The organism is Thermococcus sp. MAR1 (genome assembly GCF_012027305.1).
Classification (GTDB): domain Archaea; phylum Methanobacteriota_B; class Thermococci; order Thermococcales; family Thermococcaceae; genus Thermococcus.
Genome location: NZ_SNUF01000001.1, coordinates 849175 through 872008 on the forward strand (window position 1 = coordinate 849175; position 22834 = coordinate 872008).

The window sequence follows — 22834 nt, forward strand, 5'->3', positions numbered from 1 at the left end:
ATGGTGCAGGTTATCGAATGGACGAATCCCGGCGAGGACGAGATTATCTGGAGGTATCCCAACGAGGTCATCAAGTGGGGGGCCCAGCTGATAGTTCACGAGTACGAAGTGGCAATATTCATGCGCGACGGCAAGGTTTACGACGTCTTCGGGCCGGGCAGGCATACCCTAACGACGCAGAATTTACCCCTCCTCTACAAGCTCGTTGGCGGTTCAAACAGTCCCTTCAAGGCAACGGTGATATTCGTCAGTATGAAGCAGTTCCAGGGGCGCTATGGAGGAGAAACGCAGACGAGGGAGCTCGCTCCCGTCAAGTACTACGGCGTTTACTGGTTCAAGGTTTCTGATCCTGTTCTCTTCCTGACGGAAGTTGTCGGCGGCCAGAGCCTCTACGACACCCAGGACGTTACGAAGTTCATCAGGGCGTACTTCAACGAGGGCATGATGAAGCACCTCTCGGCCTATTCAATAGTCGACCTCTTCCAGAACCTTGACATGGTGAGCACGCAGGTAAAGGTCAAGCTCATGGAGGACTTCCGCAGGTTGGGCCTTGAGCTGGTCGATGTGAAGATTGAAGGCGTTAACACCACCGACGAGTGGCGCCAGAGGCTCTTCTGGATAATGCAGACCGGCAACGCTCAAGCTGTTATGCAGATGGACACGGCGAAACAGGTGGCGGCGGAACTCGGAAAGAGTGAGGGTGCTGCTATCGGGGCTGGTATGATGATAATGCCCCAGCTCCTCCAGCAACCGGCACAACCTGCTCAACCGACCCAGCCCTACGCCGGTGGAGGTGCTCCGCCGGCTGGATATCAAGGAGCCCAGCCTGCCGGAGCGGCTCAACCTAACCAGGAAATCTGCCCCTACTGCGGCAAGCCAATCCCGCCCGGAGCGCGCTTCTGCCCCTACTGCGGGCACGAAATTAAGCGCTGTCCCAACGGTCACATAGTTCCAGAGGGGGCGAAGTTCTGCCCGGTCTGCGGGGCAAAGATTGAGTGAGCTTTTCATTTTTCTATTTCTCCAAATCGATGAATTAGACGACTGTGCATCTGGTCCTTATGGAGGAATAAGCGACATTTTCACATTGGCTTTTTGCCAAAAACCATTTATACCTGGCAGGATTACCACCGAAATGGTGGTTATATGGAAACCCTGGTTAAGAAGTTTGACTCCCAGGGCCGGCTTCTCCTCCCGAAGGAGCTGAGGGAGAAGCTCGGTGAGGAGGTGATAATAGTCGATCTCGGAGACAGGGTGGAACTCCTTCCAAGGAAAAAGGCCAGCCTGAAGAAGTTCTTCGACAGCGTTGAGGTCGATGAACTGAAGGAGTGGAATGAGCTCAAGAAGGAGCTGTGGGCGGAATGAGGTTCATAGATGCCAACGTCTTCATCTACGCGTTTCTGAAACCGAGAAAGGAGCCACCGGAGAACGTTAAGCGAATCAAGGAACAGGCTAAGGAGATAATCTCAAGAATCAGCGAAGGAGAGCGCGTGATTACCACGGTCGTTCACCTGAGTGAAGTTGCCAACGTCATCGAGAGCAGAGGTGGAAAGAGGAAGGCATCCGAGGTCGTTTTGACTGTTCTTACAAGCGAGAACATAGAGGTTTTGCCAGTTTCTGGGGGTGACTATTTGAAGGCCGCAATCATAGCGGAAGAGAAGGACCTCGGAGTGAACGATGCTTTGGCCTATGTCAAGATGAAAGAACTCGGTATCGAGGGGATTTACACCTTTGACGGAGACTTTGAAAAACTTGACGTCAGGATTCTAAGGAAATAAAAAGAGCTAAACGGGAGCATCAAACCCCAAACCTCTCCTCGATGTAAGCCCTAATCAGCTTTCTCGTCGCTAGGAGGCCCTTAATGTGCGTCCTCTCCATGCCGTGGCTGGCATGGACTCCTGGGCCGATTAAAGCAACTCTAACGTCCCAGCCCGCCCTCAAGGCCGCCGAGCCGTCGGAGCCGTAGTAGGGGAACACGTCGACGACGTGGGGAATATCGTGCTTCTCAGCCAGTTCGATGAGTTTCGTCGTCATCTCGTAGTCGTACGGCCCGCTTGAATCCTTGGCCGCTATCGACACTGCCGTTTCCTTGCCCGCGACGCCCTCTCCAACGACGCCCATGTCAACGACGAGGAGTTCCTTCATACTCCTCGGATAGCCTGCCGAACCGCCGTGGCCGACCTCTTCGTAGGGCGAGAAGAAGAATGCCACCGGGAGTTTTTCGAGTTCGTCCGACAAATCGAGGAGCAGGTCAATCATAACCGCAACGCTCGCCTTGTCGTCGAGGAAGTGGGCCTTGACAAAGCCGTTGACGTATTCAAACTTTGGGTCGAAGGCTATGAAGTCGCCGGGCCTTATGCCGAGCTTCTCCGTGTCCTCTTTCTTCTCAACGAGCTCGTCCAGGCGGATGTACATATTCTCCTCCTTGCGCTCCTTCTTACCGGCCTCCTTGTTCACGTGGACGCTCGGATTCTTGAGGAGAAGCGTCCCGCGGTAGCGTTTGCCCGAGCGGGTGATTATCGTGCAGTACTCGCCCTCAAAGGCCGGAAGGTGAAGGCCGCCTATCCTGGTGAAGCTCAGGTGCCCGTTCGACAGGATTCCCGTAACCATCGCGCCGAGCGTATCTACATGACCCGCTATGACGAGTTCTGGCTCGGGATGATTGCCGGCTATCAGGGCACCCTTGTTGGTGTAAAACGTCTTTATACCGCTCTCGTTGAGGAGCTGGGCAATGTGGGCTGTAACCTCCTTCGTATAGCCCGTTGGGGAAGGTATCTCAAGTATCTCCTTCAGAATCTCAACGACGCGCTCCATCCTAACCACCGTTAAAAGCTCGCTCGAAGGGTTAAAAAGGGCATCGGTTTTAACCTATCAGTGCGCTGAATGAGAGGAAAAACGCCAGAACCAGGAGCGTCAGAACAACCGTCACGCCTATAGCTTCCTCTGCTTTCAGGCCGTAGTGGGCGAGTATTACGTTCGCCATTATAGCTGGTGGCATCGAAGCCTCCACAAGGACGGCGTAATAAACATCTCCAGTCCCTCGGAGAGTTAGAAATACGAGGATAAACGGAATAATGCTCCTGAAGAGCCCGACCTCCAGCAGGTGGCTCCACCTGAATTCCCTCAGGTTTATTATGGAGCCGAAGTATATGAGAAGCAGGGGTATGCTCCACCAGCCCACTGCCTTGGCCGGCTCAAGAATCCATTCTGGGAGCCTGATCCCCAGGAGTACGAGGGCAATGGCCAGCAAGTTGGCAGCAGTTGGAGGGAACTTCAGGGCCTTAATAAGGCTGTTTTTCACCGAGGCCTTTCCGCTTGAGTAGTGGGCCGCTATGAACGTTGCCAGAGGGAGGACGAGGAGGCTGTTGGTGGTCGAATAGAGTATGGCTGGTGTTATATCGCTGAGGAAGAGGCTTGCTATTGGAAAGCCCATGGCGGCCGTGTTCGGATAAGCCGAGAGGATCATAAGCGCCCCGGCCCAGTTCTCGTCCCCAACGAAGCGGCGGGCGTAGAGGTAAGAAAGGCCGAGGCTCAGGGCTATTATAAGGAGCACGTAGAGGAAGACGAGCCTTATGCTCAGGAGGTACGCGAGGTCTTTGCTAGCAACGTTGCCGAAGACGAAGAGCGTGAGAAGAAACCTTGTTGAGAGTACGTTAAGCCATCTGAAGGGCCTATCGTCCCTGATTATCCTTTTAAGTATGTACCCCGCCGCTATGAGGGTAAGCATCTGATAGACATCCATGGCTGAGACTGGGATTTAAGCGTTAAAACGTTTTTGGCACATCGACCGATAAACTTTTATATACCTAGCGCACTAGTTAAGTACAGAAAATTGTACTACAAAAATCTGTACCTGGTGGTACCATGGAGGATCTCAGAGTCCAGCTCGAGGAGCTGAAGAAGAGGCTAGAGGTGCTGGAGGAGAGCATTGACCCCGTTGATGAGGTCATGCTCTCGATAAAGGCCCGCCTCAGGAGAAAGCTCGAAGGTGGAAGTTTGCCAGAGATAGACGAGGAGAGAGCTGCGAGAACCCTCAAGGCCCTCGCCAACCCGGACAGGATAAGGATACTCAAAATGCTCTCCGAGGGGCCGATGGGCTTCAAGGAAATAAAGGATGCCCTTGGGGTGGAAAGCCCCACGGTTTCCCACCACCTGAAGCTCCTGGTGAAAACCCGGATGGTGAGAAAGGGGGAAAGATACGAAATATCGCCCGATGGACGTCTCTTTTTGCGCTTGCTTGAGATAATAACTGCCCTCGAGGAGGTGGAAGAATGAGTTTTGGATGGAAGTACCAAGCCTATCATAAAAGCCCAAGGTTTAAGCTGGCGGAGTACCTTAAGGCCCTCACGGCGATACTGCTCATTGCGTGGCTGTTCAAGGGGCCGCTGAGGCTTGAGGCATACAACGATCAGCTGGTGTACGCAATAGTGGCGCTCCTGTTCGCCTTCGAGCTGCTGAGCGTCGGCAAATGGTTCGGAGTAACGATAAGCGGAATAGTCTTTGCTTTGGCTAAAGGCTTCTTCTGGACGAGCGTTTTCCTGTTCTTCGGCCAGTGGCTGGGAATGAGCGAAGCCCTCCACGACTACGCGGGAACGGCCTTCGCTTATGCAGTCGTCCTCGTCATAGCGGGAATTCTGCTGGCTAAGTTCGATGAGAGAAAATTTGACATCAAAGTTGAAGGTAAGGCCTACGAGTTCAGCGGGGCAGACTTCGGCGAGGTGAAGCTCAGGGGGACTGGCAAGGCCTATCCCGTGAAGTTTGGAAGGAAGAACGTTGCCTGGGTGATAGATGGAAGCGTTGAAGTCGAGGCGGAGACACCGCTCGGGAGGATAACGAAAAGGCTCCTCAGCCCGGTCATCGTGTGGACCGAGGAGAGGATAGCCGGGCGGAAAACTTCCGCGGATCCCGGCTTTGTCTCAAGGGTGAACGACCTCGTGAACCCCGACAGGCTTTACAAGAAGGGCAAGAGGGACAGCGTAGTTGACCTCGGCTTCATCAAGGTCTACGAGGGCGAAGGCTTTGAGTACGTGAAACTGCCCTTCATCGAGGTCATAGAGACGCCGGGCGGTGAGGAGGTCAAGATAGGCCCGATGAGGTTCCGGGAGGGCAACCCTGAGATGCCCCCGGCTGAGATGCTGACCATACGAGAACTCCATAACGGCTTCCAGCTCACCAAGGTCGGCGAGAGGCTGAAGGTCCAGACCGACGAGTACTCCATCGAGGTCGACGGTGAGAGGGTGACCTACCGGAGCGGAAACGAAGTTCTGAGCCTTGGTGAGACTGTCTCGCTCCGCTCGGGAGACGTCTCGGTCAGCGTTGGCAGGGGAAGGGCCAAGATACGCATTGAGGACGTCGTCATTTCAGCCAGAGAGGGCAAAGTCAGGATAAGGGCCGGAGGAAGGACTTACACGGTGGAAGACCCAGATGCATACAGGCTCGTCATGGAGAAGGCGAAGGATATAGTGGAGGAGCAGAGCGCCGAGCTGATAGAGGGCCTTGGCATAGACAGAACCCTGCTCAACAGGCGCGTGAAGGAGCTTCTCGACGAGCTGATGGGCTATATCGGGTGAGGGGAATGGAAGCCACTGCCGTCCAGAGGCCTCCGCAGAGGGATTCCGTCGGTGGAAATGGGGATGGGGGGCTCAAAAAGGCATCGGGGCATGAAAAGCCCCTTTTTGATTTCCTCCCGGAGGGATGGCTGTGAGGTTTGAAGGCATCGAAGAGGTCTGGATGAAGCTCGTCGACGTTGACCTCAAAATAGCCGCCTGGGACAGGGACTACGTGGAGCTTAATCCCCGCTCAGAGAAGGGCATCAAAGTCCGGGTCAAAGACGGCAGGCTTTCGGTGGACTACAAGGCCCTATGGAAGCTCGGAAAGACCATAAAGCGGGACAGGGGCCTGGAACCCCTGGAACTCCGCGTCCCTTTCGGGGTTCCGGTTTCGGTAGGGATTAAGAGAGGAGAAGTCACGGCAGAGGGCGTGCGCTTTGAGAGCCTTTCGGTCGGCGAGTGCAAAACCTCGCTAAAAAGATGCATCATTGGAGACCTAATCTCCGCCGTCTCCACCCTCAGCGGATCAGTTGTGGTGAAGGAAAAGGCGTCCGTAATGGCAATAGCCGGGAGGGTCACCCTGAAGGTTGAGGAACTTGATGGGGACATCGAGGCTGTCAGCAATATGGGAATACTAAAGCTGGCTATCCCGATTGACTCCGACGCCTCGATAAAAGTTGAGGACAACGGAGGGGTCGTTAAGCTGGAAGGTATCAACCCGAAAGACCCCATCCTCGGGGATGGAAGGAACACGGTAACGCTCAGGGCGGAGATTGGGGGGATACTGGAGCTGTCCATCTTGGAAGGTGATGAGGATGATATTTGAAAACGTCCGAGAAGTTGAGATAAATGCCACCAACGGCCGGATCGAGATAGAGGGCTGGGAAAACGACTACGCCGAGGTGAACTACACCGTCCACGGCGAGGTAAACGTTGAAGTCGAGCAGAAGGGAAGCAGGCTCATCATCCGGGAGGAGCCGAAGAAGAGGTTCCTGAACCTGCTCAGGGGAAACGGCTGGGCCGAGATAGTTGTGAAGGTTCCACGGAGCGTCCCGGTGAAGGCCAGAAACGTGAACGGTGAGCTTAAGGCCAGGAGCGTGCGCTTTGAGGACGTCACGACGGTAAACGGCGAAATAAGCCTAGAAGACTGCGAGGCCGAAAAGCTCAACACCGTGAACGGTGAGGTACGGGCCCATCTAACGGTCGCCGGACCGCTCCAAGCTAAAACCGTGAACGGGGAAATCGAGCTTACCATCGAGGAGCTTGAGGGGGACGTCGAGGTAAGCTGCGTTAACGGAGACATCGTGCTTCGCCTGACCGAGTTCTGCGATGCTAGGATTGTCAGCAAAAGGGTCAACGGAGACGTCAAGCTGGTCGGGGTAGATCCTGACGAACCAATTATAGGGACTGGTGAGTTCGAAGTTAAGGTCAGCACCGTGAACGGCGACATTAGGGTCGAACTGATTTAGTTCTTTAATTCTTCAATTACTTAATTCGGTAATTGGGCTAGTGGGGGTTAGATGAGATGTTCGAGGCTAAGCTCGGTAGGAACTTCTGGCTCTACACCATAGGCAGGTGGATATCCCAGGCCGGCTGGGTTATCCAGGATGTCGCCGTTCCGCTTTACGTGCTCGACCAGACCGGCAGCGGGACGATGATGAGCGTCTTCATAATGGCCGAGCTGATTCCGAGGCTTCTTGTAAACCCCATAGCCGGGGTGATAGGCGACCGTTACGACAGGAAGAAGCTCATGTATGGGTTGGACATAGCGAGGGGAGTTCTCCTCTTCGCGGTCATAGGGTTCAACCTGCTGGGGATATACCAGCTCCTTGTGGTTCAGATGGCGATGAGCGTTATGGGGGCGTTCTTCTCGGCTGGCATAGTCGGGATGTTCCCAGACCTGGTGGAGAGAGAGCAGCTTGCGAGGGCGAACTCGATACTGCAGAGCGGCGGCCAAATACTCAGAATACTCGGCCCGATCCTCGGCGGGTTAATCTACGCCATCGGGGGCATTAAGCTGGCCATCCTCATCAATGCGGTCAGTTTCTTCGGCTCGGGACTGTTTGAAATCCTGATAGAGTACCACAGGGAAACGCGGGAGCTGTCGAGCATCGGCGAAGTCTGGGACGACATGGTCGAGGGATTCCGCTTCATAAAAGCTTCACGGGCGGTTGTCCTGCTGATGAGCTACGCCGTAATACTCAACACACTCCTCAACCCGGTGTTTACTCTTCTCGTACCCTATATGACCCGCGTCGTTCTTGGATTTTCTGCGGTTCAGTTCGGGAGCGTTGGAACCGCTGCCACCCTGGGGGCGCTGATGGGAAATCTTCTCATAGCGGGGAAGCTCAGGGAGCGTTCCGAGAACCTGATCTTCAAAGCAATGTTCGGGCAACTGGGCCTTATGCTTCTGCTGGCGGCAGTCCCTTTCCTGGGTAGAGTCTCTTACCCCGCTCTCCTGATCCTTGTCTCGCTGATAGGGCTGTGCAATGTCTTCGTGAACGTTCCCCTGTTCACCAAGCTCTAGAAGGCAGTTCCGAGCGACGTCCGCGCACGGGTCTTTTCTGCATTTGAAACAGCTGTAATGGCTACAACCCCCCTTGGAATGGCCGTAGCCGGCCCCCTCCTTGACATGATTGGAATTGTCCCCCTGGTCGTTGCCACGGTAGTGCCGAGTATTCTGGTCTCCCTGTACTACCTTCGGTTTAAGGAACTCCTGCTGGGCATTGGCTTTGAAAAAGGGCCCAATGATGTGGTGGGATGACCTCTGGCAGGACTTGCCAGGTGATGAACGGGAGAAAATAAGAGGAGGCTACTTGACCCCCCTAAGCTTCCCCTCCCTCTTCTCTATCGTCCTCGCCATTATGAAAATCAGGTCGCTGAGCCTGTTGAGGTAGACGAGAGCGTTTTGGCCAAACCCGTAGTCAAGGACGAGCTTGGCAACTCTCCTCTCGGCCCTCCTCGCTATCGCCCTGCATACATCCAGCTTGGCGCTCGCTATCGTCGAGCCCGGGAGGACGAAGGCCCGGAGCTGGACTTCCTCTTCGTATCTATGGATGAGTCCCTCAAGCCACTCGACCTCCTCCTCACCGACCTTTTGGTACTTTCCCTTGCTGGCCAGCTCGGCCATGAGGTCGTAGAGCTGAACCTGGATTTTTTCGAGAATCTCGACCATCTCTTCGGGAACGTAGTGCTTTGCCTCTCCCAGAAAGCTGTCCAGCTCGTCTATAGTCCCGTTGGCTTCCATAATAGGCGAGTACTTCGCCACGCGGTCGCCGGTGAAGAGGCCTGTTAAACCCTTATCTCCCGTCTTAGTGGTGATGGACATTTTGACCACCTCTTTAATAGGTATCTCTACGCTTTTTAGCTTTTGTGGACACTGATGAACACTTAGGGTGATAAACAGAATGAGTAAAAGGTAGAAAAACTTATTTATACATCAATGACCTTCTTTTTTGGGTGATTCCTATGAAAAGATGGGGATTGATAATATCCCTGGTTTTAATTTTAAGCTTGATTCCAGCATGGGCTGTGAAGCCTGCATTTTCGAGCTCCCCCTCTGTACAGAGTTTCAAAATATATGCCTCAGAGGACACGTGGATAGATGAAGGCGGTTATGTGGACAGCAAGAACTATCGTCTCAGGGTAGGTACCTATAACGGGAAGGAAGAAAGGCCATATCTAAAATTCAATTTGTCGAGTATTCCAAGAGATGCAGTTATTGTTAGAGCAACACTTCATTTGCATGCGTACTATCACCATGGCTCATTATCCCATAACATCACAGTCTATGGGGTTCTAAATGACTCATGGAGCGAAAATGAGTTAACATGGAACAATCAACCATTGGACGTTACTGGTCCACTAGCATGGAGCATTCTTGATCTTCCTAATGGGACAGTTGATTACAGCGTCTCTTGGGATGTAACTGAATTTGTCAAAGCTCAGCTTGAGGATGATGGAGTGGCTAGCTTTTACCTTCATTCAAATCTAAGCGACGTAAACACAAAGGATTACATCTATTTCAACTCCAGAGAAAGCTCCTATGATAACCATCCCTATCTTGAAATCGAATACTATGCATTGTCCACAGTTTCAATCCAGGAAATCCAGAGCAACACCGTCGACGGTGACGCTTCTACCTATGACGGCCAGAAAGTTGCCACCGAGGGTGTTGTTACTGCTGTGGCCCCCAAGGGGTTCTTCATTCAGAACGGTACAGGGCCATGGAGCGGTATCTACGTTTATCTAGGATCAACTCCAGATGTTAACCAGGGAGACTACGTGAGGGTAATCGGTACTGTGGATGAGTACTACGGGATGACGGAGCTCAAGGTAGCTCCAGAGAATGTTACAGTCCTGGGAACCTCTGATGTGCCGGAGCCAGTCGTTCTCCAGACCGGCGATGTTGCCCAGGAGCAGTGGGAAAGTGTTCTGGTTAAGGTTGAAAACGTTGTTGTCACGAACCCCAACCTTGGATACGGCGAATGGGAGATTGACGATGGAAGTGGCCCTGTTAGGGTTGACGACCTCATGTATAGGTACACCCCACAAGCGGACCAGGCTCTCGATTACGTTGTGGGCGTTGTCTACTACTCCTACGGAAACTTCAAGATTGAGCCGAGGGGCGAAGGGGACATAGGTGTTCCACCCGAGATTCCGGTTGTCTCGATCCAGGAGATACAGAGTAACACCACTAACGGGGATTCCTCAGCTTACAAGGATCAGATCGTAACTACTCGGGGTGTCGTAACGTTTGTTGACGGAAATGGATTTGCCATTCAGAACGGTACAGGGCCATGGAGTGGAATATGGGTATACACCGGAAGCGTCCCAGACGTGGAGGTGGGGGACCTAGTTGAAGTGCGGGCGATGGTGAATGAATACTACGGGTTTACAGAGCTCAACTATAAAAACACGGATGAAGACCTCAGGTATATTCAGGTGTTGGGAACATCAGATGTCCCTGGGCCGGTAGTTCTTTCAACGGGTGAAGTTGGACAGGAGCAGTGGGAAGGTGTCCTTGTCGAGGTCAGAAACGTAACCGTCGTTGATCCCGACCTCGGATACGGCGAGTGGCTTGTCGATGATGGGAGTGGGCCGATCAGGATAGACGACAGGTTCTATGACTACTCACCAGACAGGATGATGTACCGCTACATAAGGGGCATAGTTTGGTATTCCTATGGCAACTACAAAATCGAGCCAAGATACGCAGATGATATCAAACCGTACGTTCCATCCCTGTTCGTGAGCTCGGTCGAATGGCCGTATGCTCTCTTCACGGACGTTCCAGCAAAGATTGTGGTAAAAGTTGTCAACAACGGGACTGAGGCGGACAACGCCACTGTGATCCTTTACGCCGGTGGAGTAAAGGTAGGAAGCAAATCCAGTCCCATTGGGGCTAAAGAAAGCGCGACCTACGAGTTTATTTACATGCCCACAAAGAGCGGGGAACTGCTACTGGGAGTCTCAGTTATTGATGGAACGGGACACACAACCGATATAGTTCGCAAGTTGTATCTCGTAATTCCAAACCCCTATCAACTCTCGTATGGTCTCACCCCCTACTACGAGAGACTTTATAACAAGGAAAGGGACACCCTGACACCGCTGTATGAGAACTTTACATGGCTGGTCAAAGAACTTCAGGGCTGTGGAGTTGACCTTGGTGACCTTGAGCCAAGGATACAGTGGATAAACGAGACTATGGGAGAGGTACAGAGGGAGTACTCGATCTACAACACCCTCAAGGGACTCCTCATCCAGCAGAATCCCTACAGAAGTGCATACTACTACCCCGTCATGATGCACATAAGAAAGGCCGCAATGATGAATAGGGATATAATGAGAGAACTTGAGTTCGTGCTTCCTATCCTGCAGAGCACCTACGAACAGGTGGAGCCAATCTGTCACCCACCAGCGCCAGCCAACGAGACTATGCCTGGGAATGAGACCGGTGGAGCTCCCACAAATCAGACGAACGTTACACCTTCCCCCAACGTGACGATACAGGTAACAAAGGTTCTCATTGATGCCACCCATGGACAGTACTACGTGAAAAAAGTTGGTGTCAGCTACCTTATGAACGAGATCGAGACGGAGCTGGGATGGGAAGTTGAGCTCAACCAGCTTCCGCTGACCTACGACCACCTCAAGGACTATGACGTGCTGATACTTCTCAATCCCAAGGACGACCTTACTGAGGCTGAAATTTCAGCCATCCAGCAGTTCGTTGAAAACGGCGGGGGCCTCTTCATCGCGGGTGAGTGGTACAAGTATCTCAACATTGAGAGCCTAAACGCCCTCGTTGAAAAGTACGGCATAGAGTTCAACGCCGACGAGCTCATGGACGATGACCACAACAGTGGAAAGCCGTGGTATCCTTTCGTCGGAATCTACAACAAGAACCACCCGGTCATGAAGTTCGTGCCCGACGACTGGACGATGTACTACAACGGTGACACTCTCAAGATAAGCGGAAACGCCGTCTGGCTAATCAAAGGCTACGACACGAGCTACTCGGTAGATGCAGATGGAAACGTGGTCTACGCAAAGGGAACCAATCCAATAATAGCCGCCGCTGTGGACCTCGGCACCGGTAGGATAGTCGCCTACGGCTCAAGCAAAGCCCTCAGCGACAGTTACTACCAGAAATACATCAAGAGCACCTGGCCCTTCATCAAAGGTGCCCTCCTCTGGCTTGCCCACCAGGAGTGACCTTTTCTTTTCTACCTCTTTTGCTTGGCCGGCTCATATCTCCTTTGGAGGGATCAAAACTCCGAACTCCGTTATGATGCCCCTAACGTACCGCCAGGGGGTAACGTCGAAGAGCAGGTTTCTCACGCGGTAGCCCTGTCTCGCGTAGGGCCTCTCGACTATCTCTATCTCTTCCGAGGTCAGCGCGGGGTGGAGCTTGAAGCTCTCCGCGGCGACGTAGAAAGGAACACCGTTGTCGTGGCAGGCCAAGGAGAGGAGATAGGTTCCGGCCTTGTTGACCACCGCCCCGTCGCGGGTAACGTTGTCGGCACCGACCAGGGCGAGGGTGGCCTTTTTTGCGAAAAGACCGAGCTGGGCATCGGTTATCACCTCAAACGAAATTCCAAGGGAATCCAGCTCCCTCGCTAGGGCTATCCCCTCGTAGTCGGGCGCGCTCTCGGTTAGTATCACCCTGAAGTGCTTGCCCTTCCTCTTCGCGGCCTTGAATATCTCAAGAACGGCCGAGGAGAATGAGTGCGTGATTACAACCTCGTTCTCGTCTATCAGCTCGCTCCCGATGTTGCCTATCTCGCGCTTTGCCTCTTCACCAAGGCGGATGAACTCCTCAGCCTTTGCCCTCACCAAGTCGGGATTGCCCGTTATGGGCATGAAGCGCGAGAGGTTGTAAAGCGACGCCATCGTCCTGTTGACGGCTGGGATTTCCTCTTTCATTTCCTTCAGGGCACTCTCAAGCTCTTCCCCTTCGAGGAGTTCGGAGAGGAGCATGTATGCCTCAGCGCCCCTCTTAGCGAGCCAGCCCGCGCCCCTGATTCTCTCGGCCCTCATCTCTTCAATGATTGAACGAACCTCGGCAGGAAGCATGGGCAACACCTTGCGTTATTGGCCCGGAACGCGGTTAATTCGCCTTTTCCCTTATCAGCATTTCGCTACCAGCCCTCCTCGAAGCGAATCCCTCTGGATTCCATGAAAGCCTTCGCGCGCTCTATCTCCTCCTCGCTCTCGCCGAAGACTATGATGCCGATGTACCTGCCGAAGCCCTTCGGAGATGAGTGTATCCTCACGCGGAACTTCTTGAGAGCCTTGATGAGAATCGGCGCGAGCTTGCTCTCGTCGGTTATCTCAGCCAAAAGCTTTCTCTGGATGAACCTCCTCTCGCCGAGCCTTGGCATGACTTCCTCCTCAAGCATGGCCTTCATCTCGCGCGGCATCCCCGGAAGGACGAATATCTTGACTCCTTCATGCTCGATGTATGCCCCTGGCGCGGCTCCCTCGGTGTTCTCCAGAGGCTCCGCACCCTCTGGCAGGTAGGCCATCTTCTTCCTTCCCTCGTTGAGTTCGGGGTCGTCTATGAGGCCCTTCTCGTAGAGTTCGCGGTAGAACTTCCTGATTCTCTCAAGACACTCCTCGCAGAGGACAAGTTTCCGTTCTAGGGCCTCTGCAACCGCCATCATCGTAACGTCGTCGTGGGTTGGACCTAATCCACCAGAAATCACCAGAACCTCTGGTTTTCTACCCAAGATTTCCCTCACGACGGCCTTTATCTCCCCGACATCATCGCCAACCGTAGTCTTCCGCCTCACCCAGTAGCCCCTCTCTGTGAGCTTCTGGGCAATAAAGGCGGAGTTGCTGTCCACGGTGTTTCCCGTGAGAAGCTCATCGCCTATCGTGAGTATCTCGGCGAACATCTCAACCACCTGTAGACTATCGGGCAGACCGGCTTATAACCCCAGCGGAAGTCATTTGCAGGAAAATGTAAAAATCGCCGACTTGGGGGGCAGTTTTCACCGCGGGTGAAAACAAGGCTTAAGTATTTTATCGCGATAAAATTCTCCGGTGGTAGCATGAAGGTGAAGGTTGGAGTTAACGGTTACGGAACGATAGGAAAGCGCGTCGCCTACGCGGTCACGAAGCAGGACGATATGAAGCTCATGGGCGTTACCAAGACGAAGCCGGACTTTGAAGCTTACCGCGCGATGGAGCTTGGAATTCCCGTCTATGCCGCGAGCGAGGAGTTCCTGCCAAGGTTCGCGAAGGCGGGCTTTGAGGTGGCAGGAACCCTGAAGGACCTCCTTGAGGAGGTTGACGTCATTGTAGATGCCACCCCCGGGGGAATGGGAGCCAAAAACAAGGAGCTCTACGAGAAGGCAGGAGTTAAGGCGATTTTCCAGGGTGGCGAGAAGGCTAGCGTCGCGGAGGTTTCCTTCGTGGCTCAGGCCAACTACGAGAAAGCATTGGGGAAGGACTACGTCCGCGTTGTCTCGTGCAACACCACGGGCCTTACCAGAACCCTCTCGGCCATTCAGGAGTACATCGACTACGTTTACGCCGTGATGATTCGCCGTGCAGCAGACCCAAACGACTCCAAGCGCGGTCCAGTGAATGCAATAACGCCGAGCGTAACGGTTCCTTCGCACCACGGCCCGGACGTCCAGACGGTGATTCCGATTAACATCGAGACGTCTGCCTTTGTTGTCCCGACAACTCTCATGCACGTTCACAGCATAATGGTCGAGCTGAAGAAGCCTGTCGAGGCCGGGGACATCGTCGATATCTTCGAGAACACCACACGCGTTCTCCTCTTCGAGAAGGAGAAGGGGTTTGAGAGCACGGCACAGCTTATAGAGTTCGCCCGCGACCTGCACCGCGAGTGGAACAACCTCTACGAGATTGCCGTCTGGAAGGAGAGCATAAACGTTCGCGGAAACAGGCTGTTCTACATTCAGGCCGTTCACCAGGAGAGCGACGTCGTTCCGGAGAACATAGACGCGATAAGGGCCATGTTCGAGCTGGCAGACAAGCGGGAGAGCATAAAGAAGACGAACGAGAGCCTGGGGATCTTGAAGTGATTACAGCCCCAATTTTTTCTTGATTTCCTCAGGGGTTAGCCTCTTAACCACCAGATCCTTCTCCCTGCTCGTCTCACCCCTGACGAGCTCAACCTCCACACCGAGAACCTTCGAGAGGAACTTGACGAGTTCTTTGTTGGCTTTTCCACCTACGGGCGGGGCCTTGATTTTGACCTTTAAGCGACCGCGCCACTCATCAACGCCTTCAATCTCGTTCCTCTTCGCCTTTGGCTGGACATAGACTAGGAGAAGCGTCCCATCCTTGGTCTCCTTCAGGAGCTTCGCGCTCATTATCAATCCCTCCAGTTGTATCTCCACACGATATCTGGCGGGAACTCATTCCGTTTAATCTTTTCGAGGATTTCCCTCGCAACGCGGTAGGCGAAGTCAAAGGTCTCCCCCTCAATCACTCCGTAGTTAAGTGCCATCTCAAGCTCGTCTTCATCGAGGAGGAAGGCCTCACCGCTCGGAAAGACGAAGATATCCAAAAACAGGTCCAGCATCTCAAGGGTGTTTTCTTCGCGCCTTGTATAAGCTAGAACGTCGATGTAGAGGCCTTTGAAGTTTCCCTTCTCGTCGTAGACCTTCAGGATGTCGTAGTTCTCTCCGACAAAGGCAAAATAGAGCATATTATAACCGTTCTTGATTACCTCGACGCCGTTCACTCTCAGCGGGGCAAGCATGCCCTCAAAGCGGGATTTGGCAACTATGACATCTCCCAAATCAGCGACTACCTCATCATCACGCTCAAGAATCCTGTTCGGAAGGCGGCGGTAGATGAGGTGGATTTTAGATATCAGATTATTCATGAATTTAGACACTGAGTGAAATGTTATAAATGTGCCGAAATCTTTAAATTGATACTTGAGTCAAAAAACTAAATAATGGGAATTGATGTTATAAAGAGGGTATTAGAAGGTATTATAACCAGGATTTGTATGGGAGATCATTTAATTGTTGAGCAGTTAGGGTTAGTATTAACATATCCCCCAGATTGCACAAAAGAGAATACTTGGAAAAGTCTGTTCTGTAGGAAATGGTACAAAAAAATAAAAGATATACTTCCGGTACCAATTCTAGTGGTTATATTGCTTTCTCAAGCCTTCACTATTATCCATTTACATGTTAATGGACTAAGTTTTTCAGATTTTGTCGGATACTATTTGCTGGGATTTGTAATCTGGATTATTGGAACAATCTTAGTGTACCCTGCAGTCGAACGAACTCTCGCTAGATCCCAAGCGGAATCTCATAATTTTGTTCATTATATTACACTAGAAAAAATGTTTTCGGTATTGCTGGATAAAAGATCCAAACCTAAATTAAAGCCCCTAAACTATTGTGTTTTGAACTTAGCAATTGTGTTATTAACTCTCCTCCCAATATTGTTATTTTGGTTTCCCTTAGTTGTAAAAAACAATGACATTTATCTCTGGATATCCGCTCCCTTTTATCTTCTTCTCTGGATGGTAGCTGTTTCAGGTGTTGTTGTATCATTTAGGTTTTCCTATGATCTCTACACAACATTAACCATCTCGCGCTCAATGCATGATTACATCTTGGATAAATACATTGAGAAGATTGTACGGGCAACATGGGATGGAGAACAACTCGAAGGCAATCTTTCTAATTGCAGAGAAGGTTATCCACTAAAATGTTTTATGGAGTTCAAGAAAGAACTCAAAAGGATATTTGCACCTATCCTATCTATAGCATTGAGAACAATAATAGTTATCTCATTAGTGTTCTATATCCTAGCACTTCTTCCAATCATAGGGAAAAATTTGTCCTCTAAAGAGATACATGACCTCAAAACAACACTTTACATAATTCTCATCCCGGCACTCAGTGTGGTCGTCATATTTACTTACTTGATATTCAGGCTTTCATTCAAGTTTAAGAGCATCTTCATTACAGAATTAGGAGAAGTTAAATTGCGTTTTATTAACGAGGAAAATCAGATGGCTGTTCAAATTGTAGACCTCTTTGAGAAATTACTCTCAGAGGATCCCTTGCTTTTTGCATCTTCAAGAAATATTGGAGAGGTAGCGGCTGCAATTGTAGCACTGCTGATAAATGCTGTCATATTCATTTTCCAGACTCACTCATGATAAGCTCCCTCAGTTTTTCCGGCAGCTCCTCGATCCTCACCCTCATCTGCTCCCTCGTGTCGCGGTCGCGGATAGTAACGGTGTTATCCTCGGGCGTCTGGTTGTCTATTGTGACGCAGTAGGGCGTTCCTATCTCGTCGTAGCGGATGTATCTCCTCCCGATGGTGTCCTTCTCGTCGTAAACAACTATGAAGCCCGCCTTCTGGAGTGTTCTAAAGACGTCGTAGGCTATGCTCTTCAGTGGCTCCTTGGCGACGAGGGGCAGAACCGCGACCTCGATCGGCGCCATATCCTTCTTCAGTTTGAGGTAGGTTCTATCCTCCTCGATGACGAGACTGTTCTCAAGGAGCAGGTAGAACGGCCTGTCTATTCCAAAGCTCGGCTCGAGGACGTGGGGCACTATCTTTTCTCCGGTGATCTTTTCTTCTACTTCCTTGATTATGAAGTCGTCCTTCTCAAGCTCGTAGCCCTCGATGATAGCCTTTCCGTCCCTTTCGAGGAGTTCAACCAGCTCGCGCTTCTTCTCCTCATCCCAGCCCTGGATGAGGTCGTTTATCCTCTTGGCGTCCTTCTTCAGCTTGGGACCAACCTTCTTCATGTTGAGGCTTACCTTGAGGCGTCTGACTATCTTGGGCTCGTCGTAGTGTATGAGGACGGTTAAGTCAGCCCCGCTCATCTTCATGTGCTTGCTGAGGTCGTAGTCGCCGCGGTAGGCTATGCCGACGCACTCCACCCAGCCGAAGCGCTCGCTGTGTATCTCAACGTCCCAGGTGTCGCTTGAGTAGTGTGCCCTTTCCTCCGGCAGCTGCTGGCGGAAGCGTATGGCCTTCTCGGGGATACCGATGTCGAGGAGCGTTCTTTTGACCATGACCATGTAGTAGGCGAAGAATGTGTTCAGGACGTAGCCCTTCTTGACGGCATCCTCGGCGGTTATTTCAATCATCCCGAGGTTTTTGAGCTGGTGCTCTATTGGATAGAGGCGCAGAACCTCGTCCTTGACCTCGTCGAAGTGCGGATGCTCCGTCTCCTTAGGGTTGAAGAATATCTCTGCCTCAGCCTGTGTGAACTCCCTCAGGCGGAGCATCCCCTGTCTCGGCGAAATCTCGTTTCTGTAGGCCTTTCCAATCTGGAAGACACCGAAGGGGAGCTTGTTCCTTGCGAAAGCGTTTAAGCGCCTGAAGTTGACGAAGATGCCCTGAGCCGTTTCAGGCCTCAGGTAGCCCTTCTGGTCACCGTAGGGACCGATTTTGGTCTCGAACATGAGGTTGAAGTACCAGACATCGGAAAGCTCGCCGCCGCACTCGGGGCAGCGGATGTCGTGCTCGCGGATGAGTTCAGTTAGGTGCTCGGCGCTCATGCCCTCTGTGTCTATGCCGAGGGCTTCTTCAACGAGGTGATCTGCCCTAAAGCGCGCACCGCACTTCTTACACTCGACCAGCGGGTCAACGAACTTGTCAACGTGGCCGCTCGCTATGAAGACCTTCTCAGGAGTTATATCCGGGGTCTCAAGCTCGAAGAAGCCCTCCCTCTGGAAGGCCTCGCGTATCTTCCGCTCGATTTTCCTCTTTATTGTAGCTCCAAGAGGACCGTAATCGTAAAAACCCCTCGCACCGCCGTAGATTTCAAAGCTTCCCCAGGCAAAGCCTCTCCTTCTCATCAAATCCTGAAGAATCTCGTACTTATCCACCTCTCCCATCACTCACCACCTGAAACTGGAGTAAGGCCATTTCATAAAAAGCTTTTGGGAGGGGCCTCGTCTATCCGTCAACGTTCCTTCCTCTGGAAACGGAAAGAGTTATAAACCGTTTCCCTCGTTATCGTTACGAGCTTTGATTATTTGGAGGTGCGTGAAAATGGCGGAAAGACCACTCGACGTTATCCACAGGTCGCTTGACAAGGACGTGCTCGTGCTCCTGAAGAGGGGTTCCGAGTTCAGAGGGAAGCTCATCGGTTATGACATCCACCTGAACGTCGTCCTCGCCGATGCCGCCCTAATTCAGGACGGCGAGGTCGTGAAGAAGTACGGTAAAATCGTCATCAGGGGAGACAACGTTCTGGCCATTTCCCCTGTCGAGATTGAGTGAAGTGAGACCTTAGAGGGGTGATAGCATGGGAAGCGGGACTGCACCGAAGGGCAGGAGGAACCACACTCCAACTCACATTAAGTGCAGGCGCTGTGGAAGGCGCGCCTACAACATCAAGAAGGGCTACTGCGCCGCTTGCGGTTTCGGCAGAAGCAGGCGCATGAGGAAGTACAGCTGGTCCCACAAGTGGAGGAAGAAGAGGAACCTCCCCTACTGACCCTTTTTATTTTCTCCTTCTGCATCTTCCGGTTCACCGCAATTCTTATTAACTTAAATGTCATTCTGTTCGTTTAGAGGGACGTCTTAATGTTGCACTTCAACGAGGAGCAGAGAAGGCTCTGGAAGCTTGCCTGGCCCGCAATCATGGGCAACATATCCCAGACGCTTCTCAACCTAGTGGACATGATGATGGTCGGCCAGCTCGGGGCTTTGGCCTTAGCCGCTGTCGGCCTCGGCGGTCAGGTCAGCTGGTTCATGATGCCCATTATGGCTGCCGTAGCCACGGGGACCCTCGCGCTGGTGGCGAGGTTCGTTGGGGCTAAAGACGAGGAAAACGCAACCTTAGCTTTGGAGCAGAGCCTTTACCTGGCGTTCCTCCTTGGAATCCCCGTCATGCTCTTCGGCTGGTTTCTCGGCGACGACATCCTGAGGATAATGGGCGCTAAGCCGGACGTAGTTGCTCTGGGCTACGAGTACATTAAGGTAATCTTTGCCTTCTATCCCATTCGATTCGCCGGCTTTACGGCCTTCTCGGCCCTCAGAGGGGCTGGAGACACGAAGACACCCATGAAGCTCGGCATCCTTATGAACGTGGTAAACGCGGTTCTCGATTACCTCCTCATATTCGGAAAGCTCGGTTTTCCACAGCTCGGCCCCGTTGGAGCGGCCTGGGCATCGGGAATAGGAATCACCACCTCGTTCCTTATCGGTCTCTACCTCCTCTGGAGCGGGAGGCTCGTGCTGAGGTTCCGGCCGAGCTGGAGCTTCCACCCCGAGATGGCGAGCAGAATCCTCCGCATCGGTGTGCCAACGATGATAGAGCGCGGCATCTTCAGCTTCTACAACTTCCTCTATATGAGCATCGTTACGCGTTTCGGAACCGTGGCCCTTGCCTCCCATCAGGTTGGTCTCCGCGTTGAGAGCATAGCATACATGCCCGCCTTCGGCTTCAACGTGGCGACATCAGCTTTAGTCGGTCAGAGCCTCGGTGAAGGAAAACCCGAAAAGGCTGAAAAGACCGTCTATGAGGCGCTCAAGATGGTGGGCCTGTTTATGAGCGTCATGGCGGCTGTCCTGATAATATTCCCGCGCTACCTTGTCATGCCCTTCATAAGCCCGAGCGACCCGAACTACAGCGAGGTCATGAGACTGGCGAGCATATACCTCATAATAGTCGGAATAAGCGAGATTCCCCTCGGATGGCTCTTCGTCCTTGGAGGTGCACTGAGGGGAGCCGGCGATACTAAAACGCCGATGTACATCACAGCGGTCAGCAAGCTCCTCTTCCGCATAGTGCCGGCATACATCCTCGGCTTTGGCTTTTCAATCGGGCCGGTGCACTTTGAGGGCCTTGGGGTCATCGCCGCGTGGATAGCCATGAGCTTAGAGACCTTCACAACCGCCGCTCTCTTCTGGTGGGCATTCAAGCGAGGCAAGTGGAAGCACGTGAGGGTATGACGACAACGTTTATATCCTTGCAATGCGTTTCTGTAAACGGTGGTCGTATGGCCGTCATAAGCGTTCGCGTCCCCGACGAGTTAAAGGAGAAGATGAAGAAGTACGACATCAACTGGAGCGAGGAGATACGGCGGTTCATAGCTTTGAGGATAAGCAAAGAGGAGAAAAGAAGAACCATTGAGATGATGCACGAGTTACTCGCTGGGGGAACCCCCGCTAAGGAAGGAACTGCAAAAAGGTACGTGAGGGAGGACCGTGATAGTAATTGACGCCTCAGTGCTTGCAAAGTACGTTCTCCTCGAACCCGGCTGGGAGCTGGTAGAGGAGCTATTTTTTAAAGACGTCGTCTCGCTTGACTACGCCTTGGCTGAGGTTTCAAACGCCCTCTGGAAACATCACGTCCTCTACGGTGAGATATCCCTGGAGGAGTTCAATAAGAGATCAAAGGTTGTGGATGCTCTCCCGAACGTCGTCGTTCTTGAGAATGGAATGCAGTATTTGGCGAAATCAAGGGGGATAAGTGTTAACCATCGAATCCCAATCTATGACGCCCTCTACATCGCCCAGGCACTCAAGTACGGCAAGCTTGCAACGAGCGATGAGAAACAGGGAAAAATAGCCGAGAAGCTCGGCGTTGAGGTAACCTATCTCTAAAGCGCCGAGACATTGAAGAGGGTCTCCATGAGCCGGCCGAAGAGGTAGCTCAGGAACGCAGCTCCAAGCCCCGTTGCCACCATCTCCGCGACCTTCTTTCTGATGGAGATTCCAGAGAGGAGCGATATCAGGGTCGCCACTATGGCTAAAGCAGAGCCCGCCAGCAGTATCGAGAACGGGAGCGCGGTCAGCGAACTGGAAGCTACGAAGTATGGCGTAACCGGGAAAGCGACACCGAGGAGGTAGGCGAAGCCCGTGTAGAGAGCCGCCCTTATCTCGTTCTCCTCAGCCTCCGGAAGGAGTAGCTGCATTACCGCCTCGCTGTTGTCGGATAGCTCTTTGGCAACCTCCCTAGCAACCTCCTCGGGCATTCCTCCCTCAACGAGCTTTTCCACAAGCTCCTCAGCGGCTCTTTCCGGCGAGACTCTGAAGAGAACCTCCATCCTCTCGCGTATTGACTCCTTAATCTGCCTCTGGGAGCGGACGGAGACGAAGGTGCCTATCGCCATCGAGAGCGCGCCTGCTACACCGACTATGAGGCCGCTTATTCCAACGAGCTGCGGACTGTTCGGGTAGACCGCGGACAGACCCGTAACTGCTCCGAGGATTTCAACCAGCCCGTCGTTCATGCCCAGAACGAGGTCGCGGGTATTCTCGACGTGGAAGCGCTCCTTGCTCTCGTAGAAGAACTTCTCGTGCTCCAGCTCGTCCAGTATAACATCCTTTATCTCCCTCAACTCATCCTTGTTGAACCTGTCCGCGTAGGTCGTGAGGTACTTGAAGTACTTCTGTATCGCACTGTTCTCACCCATCTCAAGGAGCGAAGCGACCGAGCCCGGTCCAAGGAGCCTTCTGAGGAGCTTGACGCTGAAGATTGTGAGCCTTTTCACGGAAGGCTTTGGAACCTTCCCCCCGTGCCGCTTTATGAAGTCGTGCCAGAACTTGGCGTGCTTTGACTCGATATTTGAGAGCCGAAGAAATTCCTTCCTTATCTCCTCGTCCTTTTCAATCCTTGCAAGCTGGGCGTAGAGGACTGAATCGGCGTACTCGTCCTTATAAAAGCCCCTCGCTAGTTCCAGCATCTCGTCCATCTTTATCCCCCTCAAGGTTGGAAAGAGGGTTTAAAATACCTATCGAACTAACCGGAGGATTTATATATTTCACTCGCTCTATAAAACCAGCAGTGTTTATAAGTG

General features: G+C 52.6%; 27 protein-coding genes. 18 read left to right on the forward strand and 9 right to left on the reverse strand.

Annotation, left to right across the window (positions count from 1 at the left end):
- The 3 genes from E3E25_RS04835 (at nt 1) to E3E25_RS04845 (ending at nt 1775) form a co-directional block, all read left to right on the forward strand.
- Entirely contained in the window at nt 1-999 is a 999-nt protein-coding gene (locus E3E25_RS04835; RefSeq protein WP_167892045.1) for an SPFH domain-containing protein, read from the forward strand.
- A 144-nt stretch (nt 1000-1143) separates the two neighbouring features.
- Nucleotides 1144-1362, forward strand: coding sequence for an AbrB family transcriptional regulator (locus E3E25_RS04840; RefSeq protein WP_167892046.1), 219 nt, complete (start codon nt 1144-1146; stop codon nt 1360-1362).
- The gene (locus tag E3E25_RS04845) at nt 1359-1775 is read left to right on the forward strand and encodes a type II toxin-antitoxin system VapC family toxin (RefSeq protein ID WP_167892047.1); all 417 of its coding nucleotides are present in this window, start codon (nt 1359-1361) and stop codon (nt 1773-1775) included. The genes E3E25_RS04840 and E3E25_RS04845 overlap by 4 nt, the downstream gene beginning before the upstream one ends.
- Before the next feature lie 19 nt (nt 1776-1794).
- Here E3E25_RS04845 and E3E25_RS04850 read toward each other — a convergent pair whose 3' ends face one another.
- A complete protein-coding gene (locus tag E3E25_RS04850; RefSeq protein ID WP_167892691.1) occupies nt 1795-2811 on the reverse strand; it encodes a M42 family metallopeptidase in 1017 nt (338 codons plus the stop codon).
- A gap of 49 nt (nt 2812-2860) precedes the next feature.
- Nucleotides 2861-3739: an AEC family transporter gene (locus tag E3E25_RS04855; protein ID WP_167892048.1), complete on the reverse strand. Its 879-nt coding sequence runs from the start codon at nt 3737-3739 to the stop codon at nt 2861-2863.
- Between the two features lie 122 nt (nt 3740-3861).
- On the opposite strand from E3E25_RS04855, the gene E3E25_RS04860 reads away from it, so the two are divergent.
- The 7 genes from E3E25_RS04860 (at nt 3862) to E3E25_RS11710 (ending at nt 8310) form a co-directional block, all read left to right on the forward strand.
- Nucleotides 3862-4272, forward strand: a complete 411-nt coding sequence (locus tag E3E25_RS04860; RefSeq protein WP_167892049.1) for a helix-turn-helix transcriptional regulator — start codon at nt 3862-3864, stop codon at nt 4270-4272.
- On the forward strand, nt 4269-5567 hold the full coding sequence (locus E3E25_RS04865) for a hypothetical protein (RefSeq protein ID WP_167892050.1): 1299 nt from the start codon (nt 4269-4271) through the stop codon (nt 5565-5567). Before E3E25_RS04860 ends, E3E25_RS04865 begins: the two co-directional genes overlap by 4 nt.
- A 5-nt stretch (nt 5568-5572) precedes the next feature.
- Nucleotides 5573-5701: a hypothetical protein gene (locus E3E25_RS11635; protein WP_255496492.1), complete on the forward strand. Its 129-nt coding sequence runs from the start codon at nt 5573-5575 to the stop codon at nt 5699-5701.
- Complete coding sequence (locus tag E3E25_RS04870; protein ID WP_167892051.1) at nt 5698-6372, forward strand: hypothetical protein; 675 nt, start codon at nt 5698-5700, stop codon at nt 6370-6372. The genes E3E25_RS11635 and E3E25_RS04870 overlap by 4 nt, the downstream gene beginning before the upstream one ends.
- Entirely contained in the window at nt 6362-7015 is a 654-nt protein-coding gene (locus tag E3E25_RS04875) for a DUF4097 family beta strand repeat-containing protein (protein WP_167892692.1), read from the forward strand. The genes E3E25_RS04870 and E3E25_RS04875 overlap by 11 nt, the downstream gene beginning before the upstream one ends.
- 56 nt (nt 7016-7071) lie before the next feature.
- Nucleotides 7072-8073 carry an MFS transporter gene (locus E3E25_RS04880; protein WP_370456648.1) on the forward strand — a complete coding sequence of 334 codons (1002 nt, stop codon included), beginning with the start codon at nt 7072-7074 and terminating at the stop codon, nt 8071-8073.
- Between the two features lie 78 nt (nt 8074-8151).
- On the forward strand, nt 8152-8310 hold the full coding sequence (locus E3E25_RS11710) for a hypothetical protein (protein WP_370456649.1): 159 nt from the start codon (nt 8152-8154) through the stop codon (nt 8308-8310).
- 48 nt (nt 8311-8358) lie between these two features.
- Here the strand turns inward: E3E25_RS11710 and E3E25_RS04885 are convergent, their stop codons facing one another.
- Nucleotides 8359-8874, reverse strand: coding sequence for a cob(I)yrinic acid a,c-diamide adenosyltransferase (locus E3E25_RS04885; protein ID WP_167892052.1), 516 nt, complete (start codon nt 8872-8874; stop codon nt 8359-8361).
- A 140-nt stretch (nt 8875-9014) separates the two neighbouring features.
- Between E3E25_RS04885 and E3E25_RS04890 the strand changes: the two genes are divergently transcribed.
- Entirely contained in the window at nt 9015-12266 is a 3252-nt protein-coding gene (locus E3E25_RS04890; RefSeq protein ID WP_167892053.1) for a DNRLRE domain-containing protein, read from the forward strand.
- 33 nt (nt 12267-12299) lie between these two features.
- Here the strand turns inward: E3E25_RS04890 and E3E25_RS04895 are convergent, their stop codons facing one another.
- Both E3E25_RS04895 and E3E25_RS04900 read right to left on the reverse strand, forming a co-directional pair.
- On the reverse strand, nt 12300-13127 hold the full coding sequence (locus tag E3E25_RS04895; protein WP_167892054.1) for a translation initiation factor IF-2B subunit alpha: 828 nt from the start codon (nt 13125-13127) through the stop codon (nt 12300-12302).
- Between the two features lie 65 nt (nt 13128-13192).
- A complete protein-coding gene (locus tag E3E25_RS04900; RefSeq protein WP_167892693.1) occupies nt 13193-13951 on the reverse strand; it encodes a molybdopterin-binding protein in 759 nt (252 codons plus the stop codon).
- A gap of 156 nt (nt 13952-14107) precedes the next feature.
- On the opposite strand from E3E25_RS04900, the gene E3E25_RS04905 reads away from it, so the two are divergent.
- On the forward strand, nt 14108-15112 hold the full coding sequence (locus tag E3E25_RS04905) for a phosphorylating glyceraldehyde-3-phosphate dehydrogenase (RefSeq protein WP_167892055.1): 1005 nt from the start codon (nt 14108-14110) through the stop codon (nt 15110-15112).
- Here the strand turns inward: E3E25_RS04905 and E3E25_RS04910 are convergent, their stop codons facing one another.
- Both E3E25_RS04910 and E3E25_RS04915 read right to left on the reverse strand, forming a co-directional pair.
- Entirely contained in the window at nt 15113-15403 is a 291-nt protein-coding gene (locus tag E3E25_RS04910) for a DUF167 domain-containing protein (RefSeq protein ID WP_167892056.1), read from the reverse strand. It abuts the gene before it with no gap.
- A gap of 2 nt (nt 15404-15405) precedes the next feature.
- Nucleotides 15406-15921 carry a DUF402 domain-containing protein gene (locus tag E3E25_RS04915; RefSeq protein WP_167892057.1) on the reverse strand — a complete coding sequence of 172 codons (516 nt, stop codon included), beginning with the start codon at nt 15919-15921 and terminating at the stop codon, nt 15406-15408.
- A 75-nt stretch (nt 15922-15996) separates the two neighbouring features.
- On the opposite strand from E3E25_RS04915, the gene E3E25_RS04920 reads away from it, so the two are divergent.
- Entirely contained in the window at nt 15997-17223 is a 1227-nt protein-coding gene (locus tag E3E25_RS04920; protein WP_167892058.1) for a hypothetical protein, read from the forward strand.
- Here the strand turns inward: E3E25_RS04920 and glyS are convergent.
- Complete coding sequence (glyS, locus tag E3E25_RS04925; protein WP_167892059.1) at nt 17201-18919, reverse strand: glycine--tRNA ligase; 1719 nt, start codon at nt 18917-18919, stop codon at nt 17201-17203. The genes E3E25_RS04920 and glyS overlap by 23 nt on opposite strands.
- Before the next feature lie 157 nt (nt 18920-19076).
- On the opposite strand from glyS, the gene E3E25_RS04930 reads away from it, so the two are divergent.
- The 5 genes from E3E25_RS04930 to E3E25_RS04950 all read left to right on the forward strand — a co-directional run bounded on the left by E3E25_RS04930 (nt 19077) and on the right by E3E25_RS04950 (nt 21638).
- Nucleotides 19077-19307: an LSm family protein gene (locus E3E25_RS04930; RefSeq protein WP_088180356.1), complete on the forward strand. Its 231-nt coding sequence runs from the start codon at nt 19077-19079 to the stop codon at nt 19305-19307.
- Nucleotides 19308-19332: 25 nt separating this feature from the next.
- The gene (locus tag E3E25_RS04935) at nt 19333-19524 is read left to right on the forward strand and encodes a 50S ribosomal protein L37e (protein ID WP_167892060.1); all 192 of its coding nucleotides are present in this window, start codon (nt 19333-19335) and stop codon (nt 19522-19524) included.
- Nucleotides 19525-19613: 89 nt separating this feature from the next.
- Entirely contained in the window at nt 19614-20984 is a 1371-nt protein-coding gene (locus E3E25_RS04940; protein ID WP_167892061.1) for an MATE family efflux transporter, read from the forward strand.
- A gap of 47 nt (nt 20985-21031) precedes the next feature.
- Nucleotides 21032-21253: a hypothetical protein gene (locus tag E3E25_RS04945; RefSeq protein WP_167892062.1), complete on the forward strand. Its 222-nt coding sequence runs from the start codon at nt 21032-21034 to the stop codon at nt 21251-21253.
- Nucleotides 21240-21638, forward strand: coding sequence for a type II toxin-antitoxin system VapC family toxin (locus tag E3E25_RS04950; protein WP_167892063.1), 399 nt, complete (start codon nt 21240-21242; stop codon nt 21636-21638). The genes E3E25_RS04945 and E3E25_RS04950 overlap by 14 nt, the downstream gene beginning before the upstream one ends.
- On the opposite strand, the gene E3E25_RS04955 is transcribed toward E3E25_RS04950, so the two are convergent.
- Nucleotides 21635-22729, reverse strand: a complete 1095-nt coding sequence (locus tag E3E25_RS04955; protein ID WP_167892064.1) for a VIT1/CCC1 transporter family protein — start codon at nt 22727-22729, stop codon at nt 21635-21637. The genes E3E25_RS04950 and E3E25_RS04955 overlap by 4 nt on opposite strands.
- Nucleotides 22730-22834: the final 105 nt, after the last annotated feature.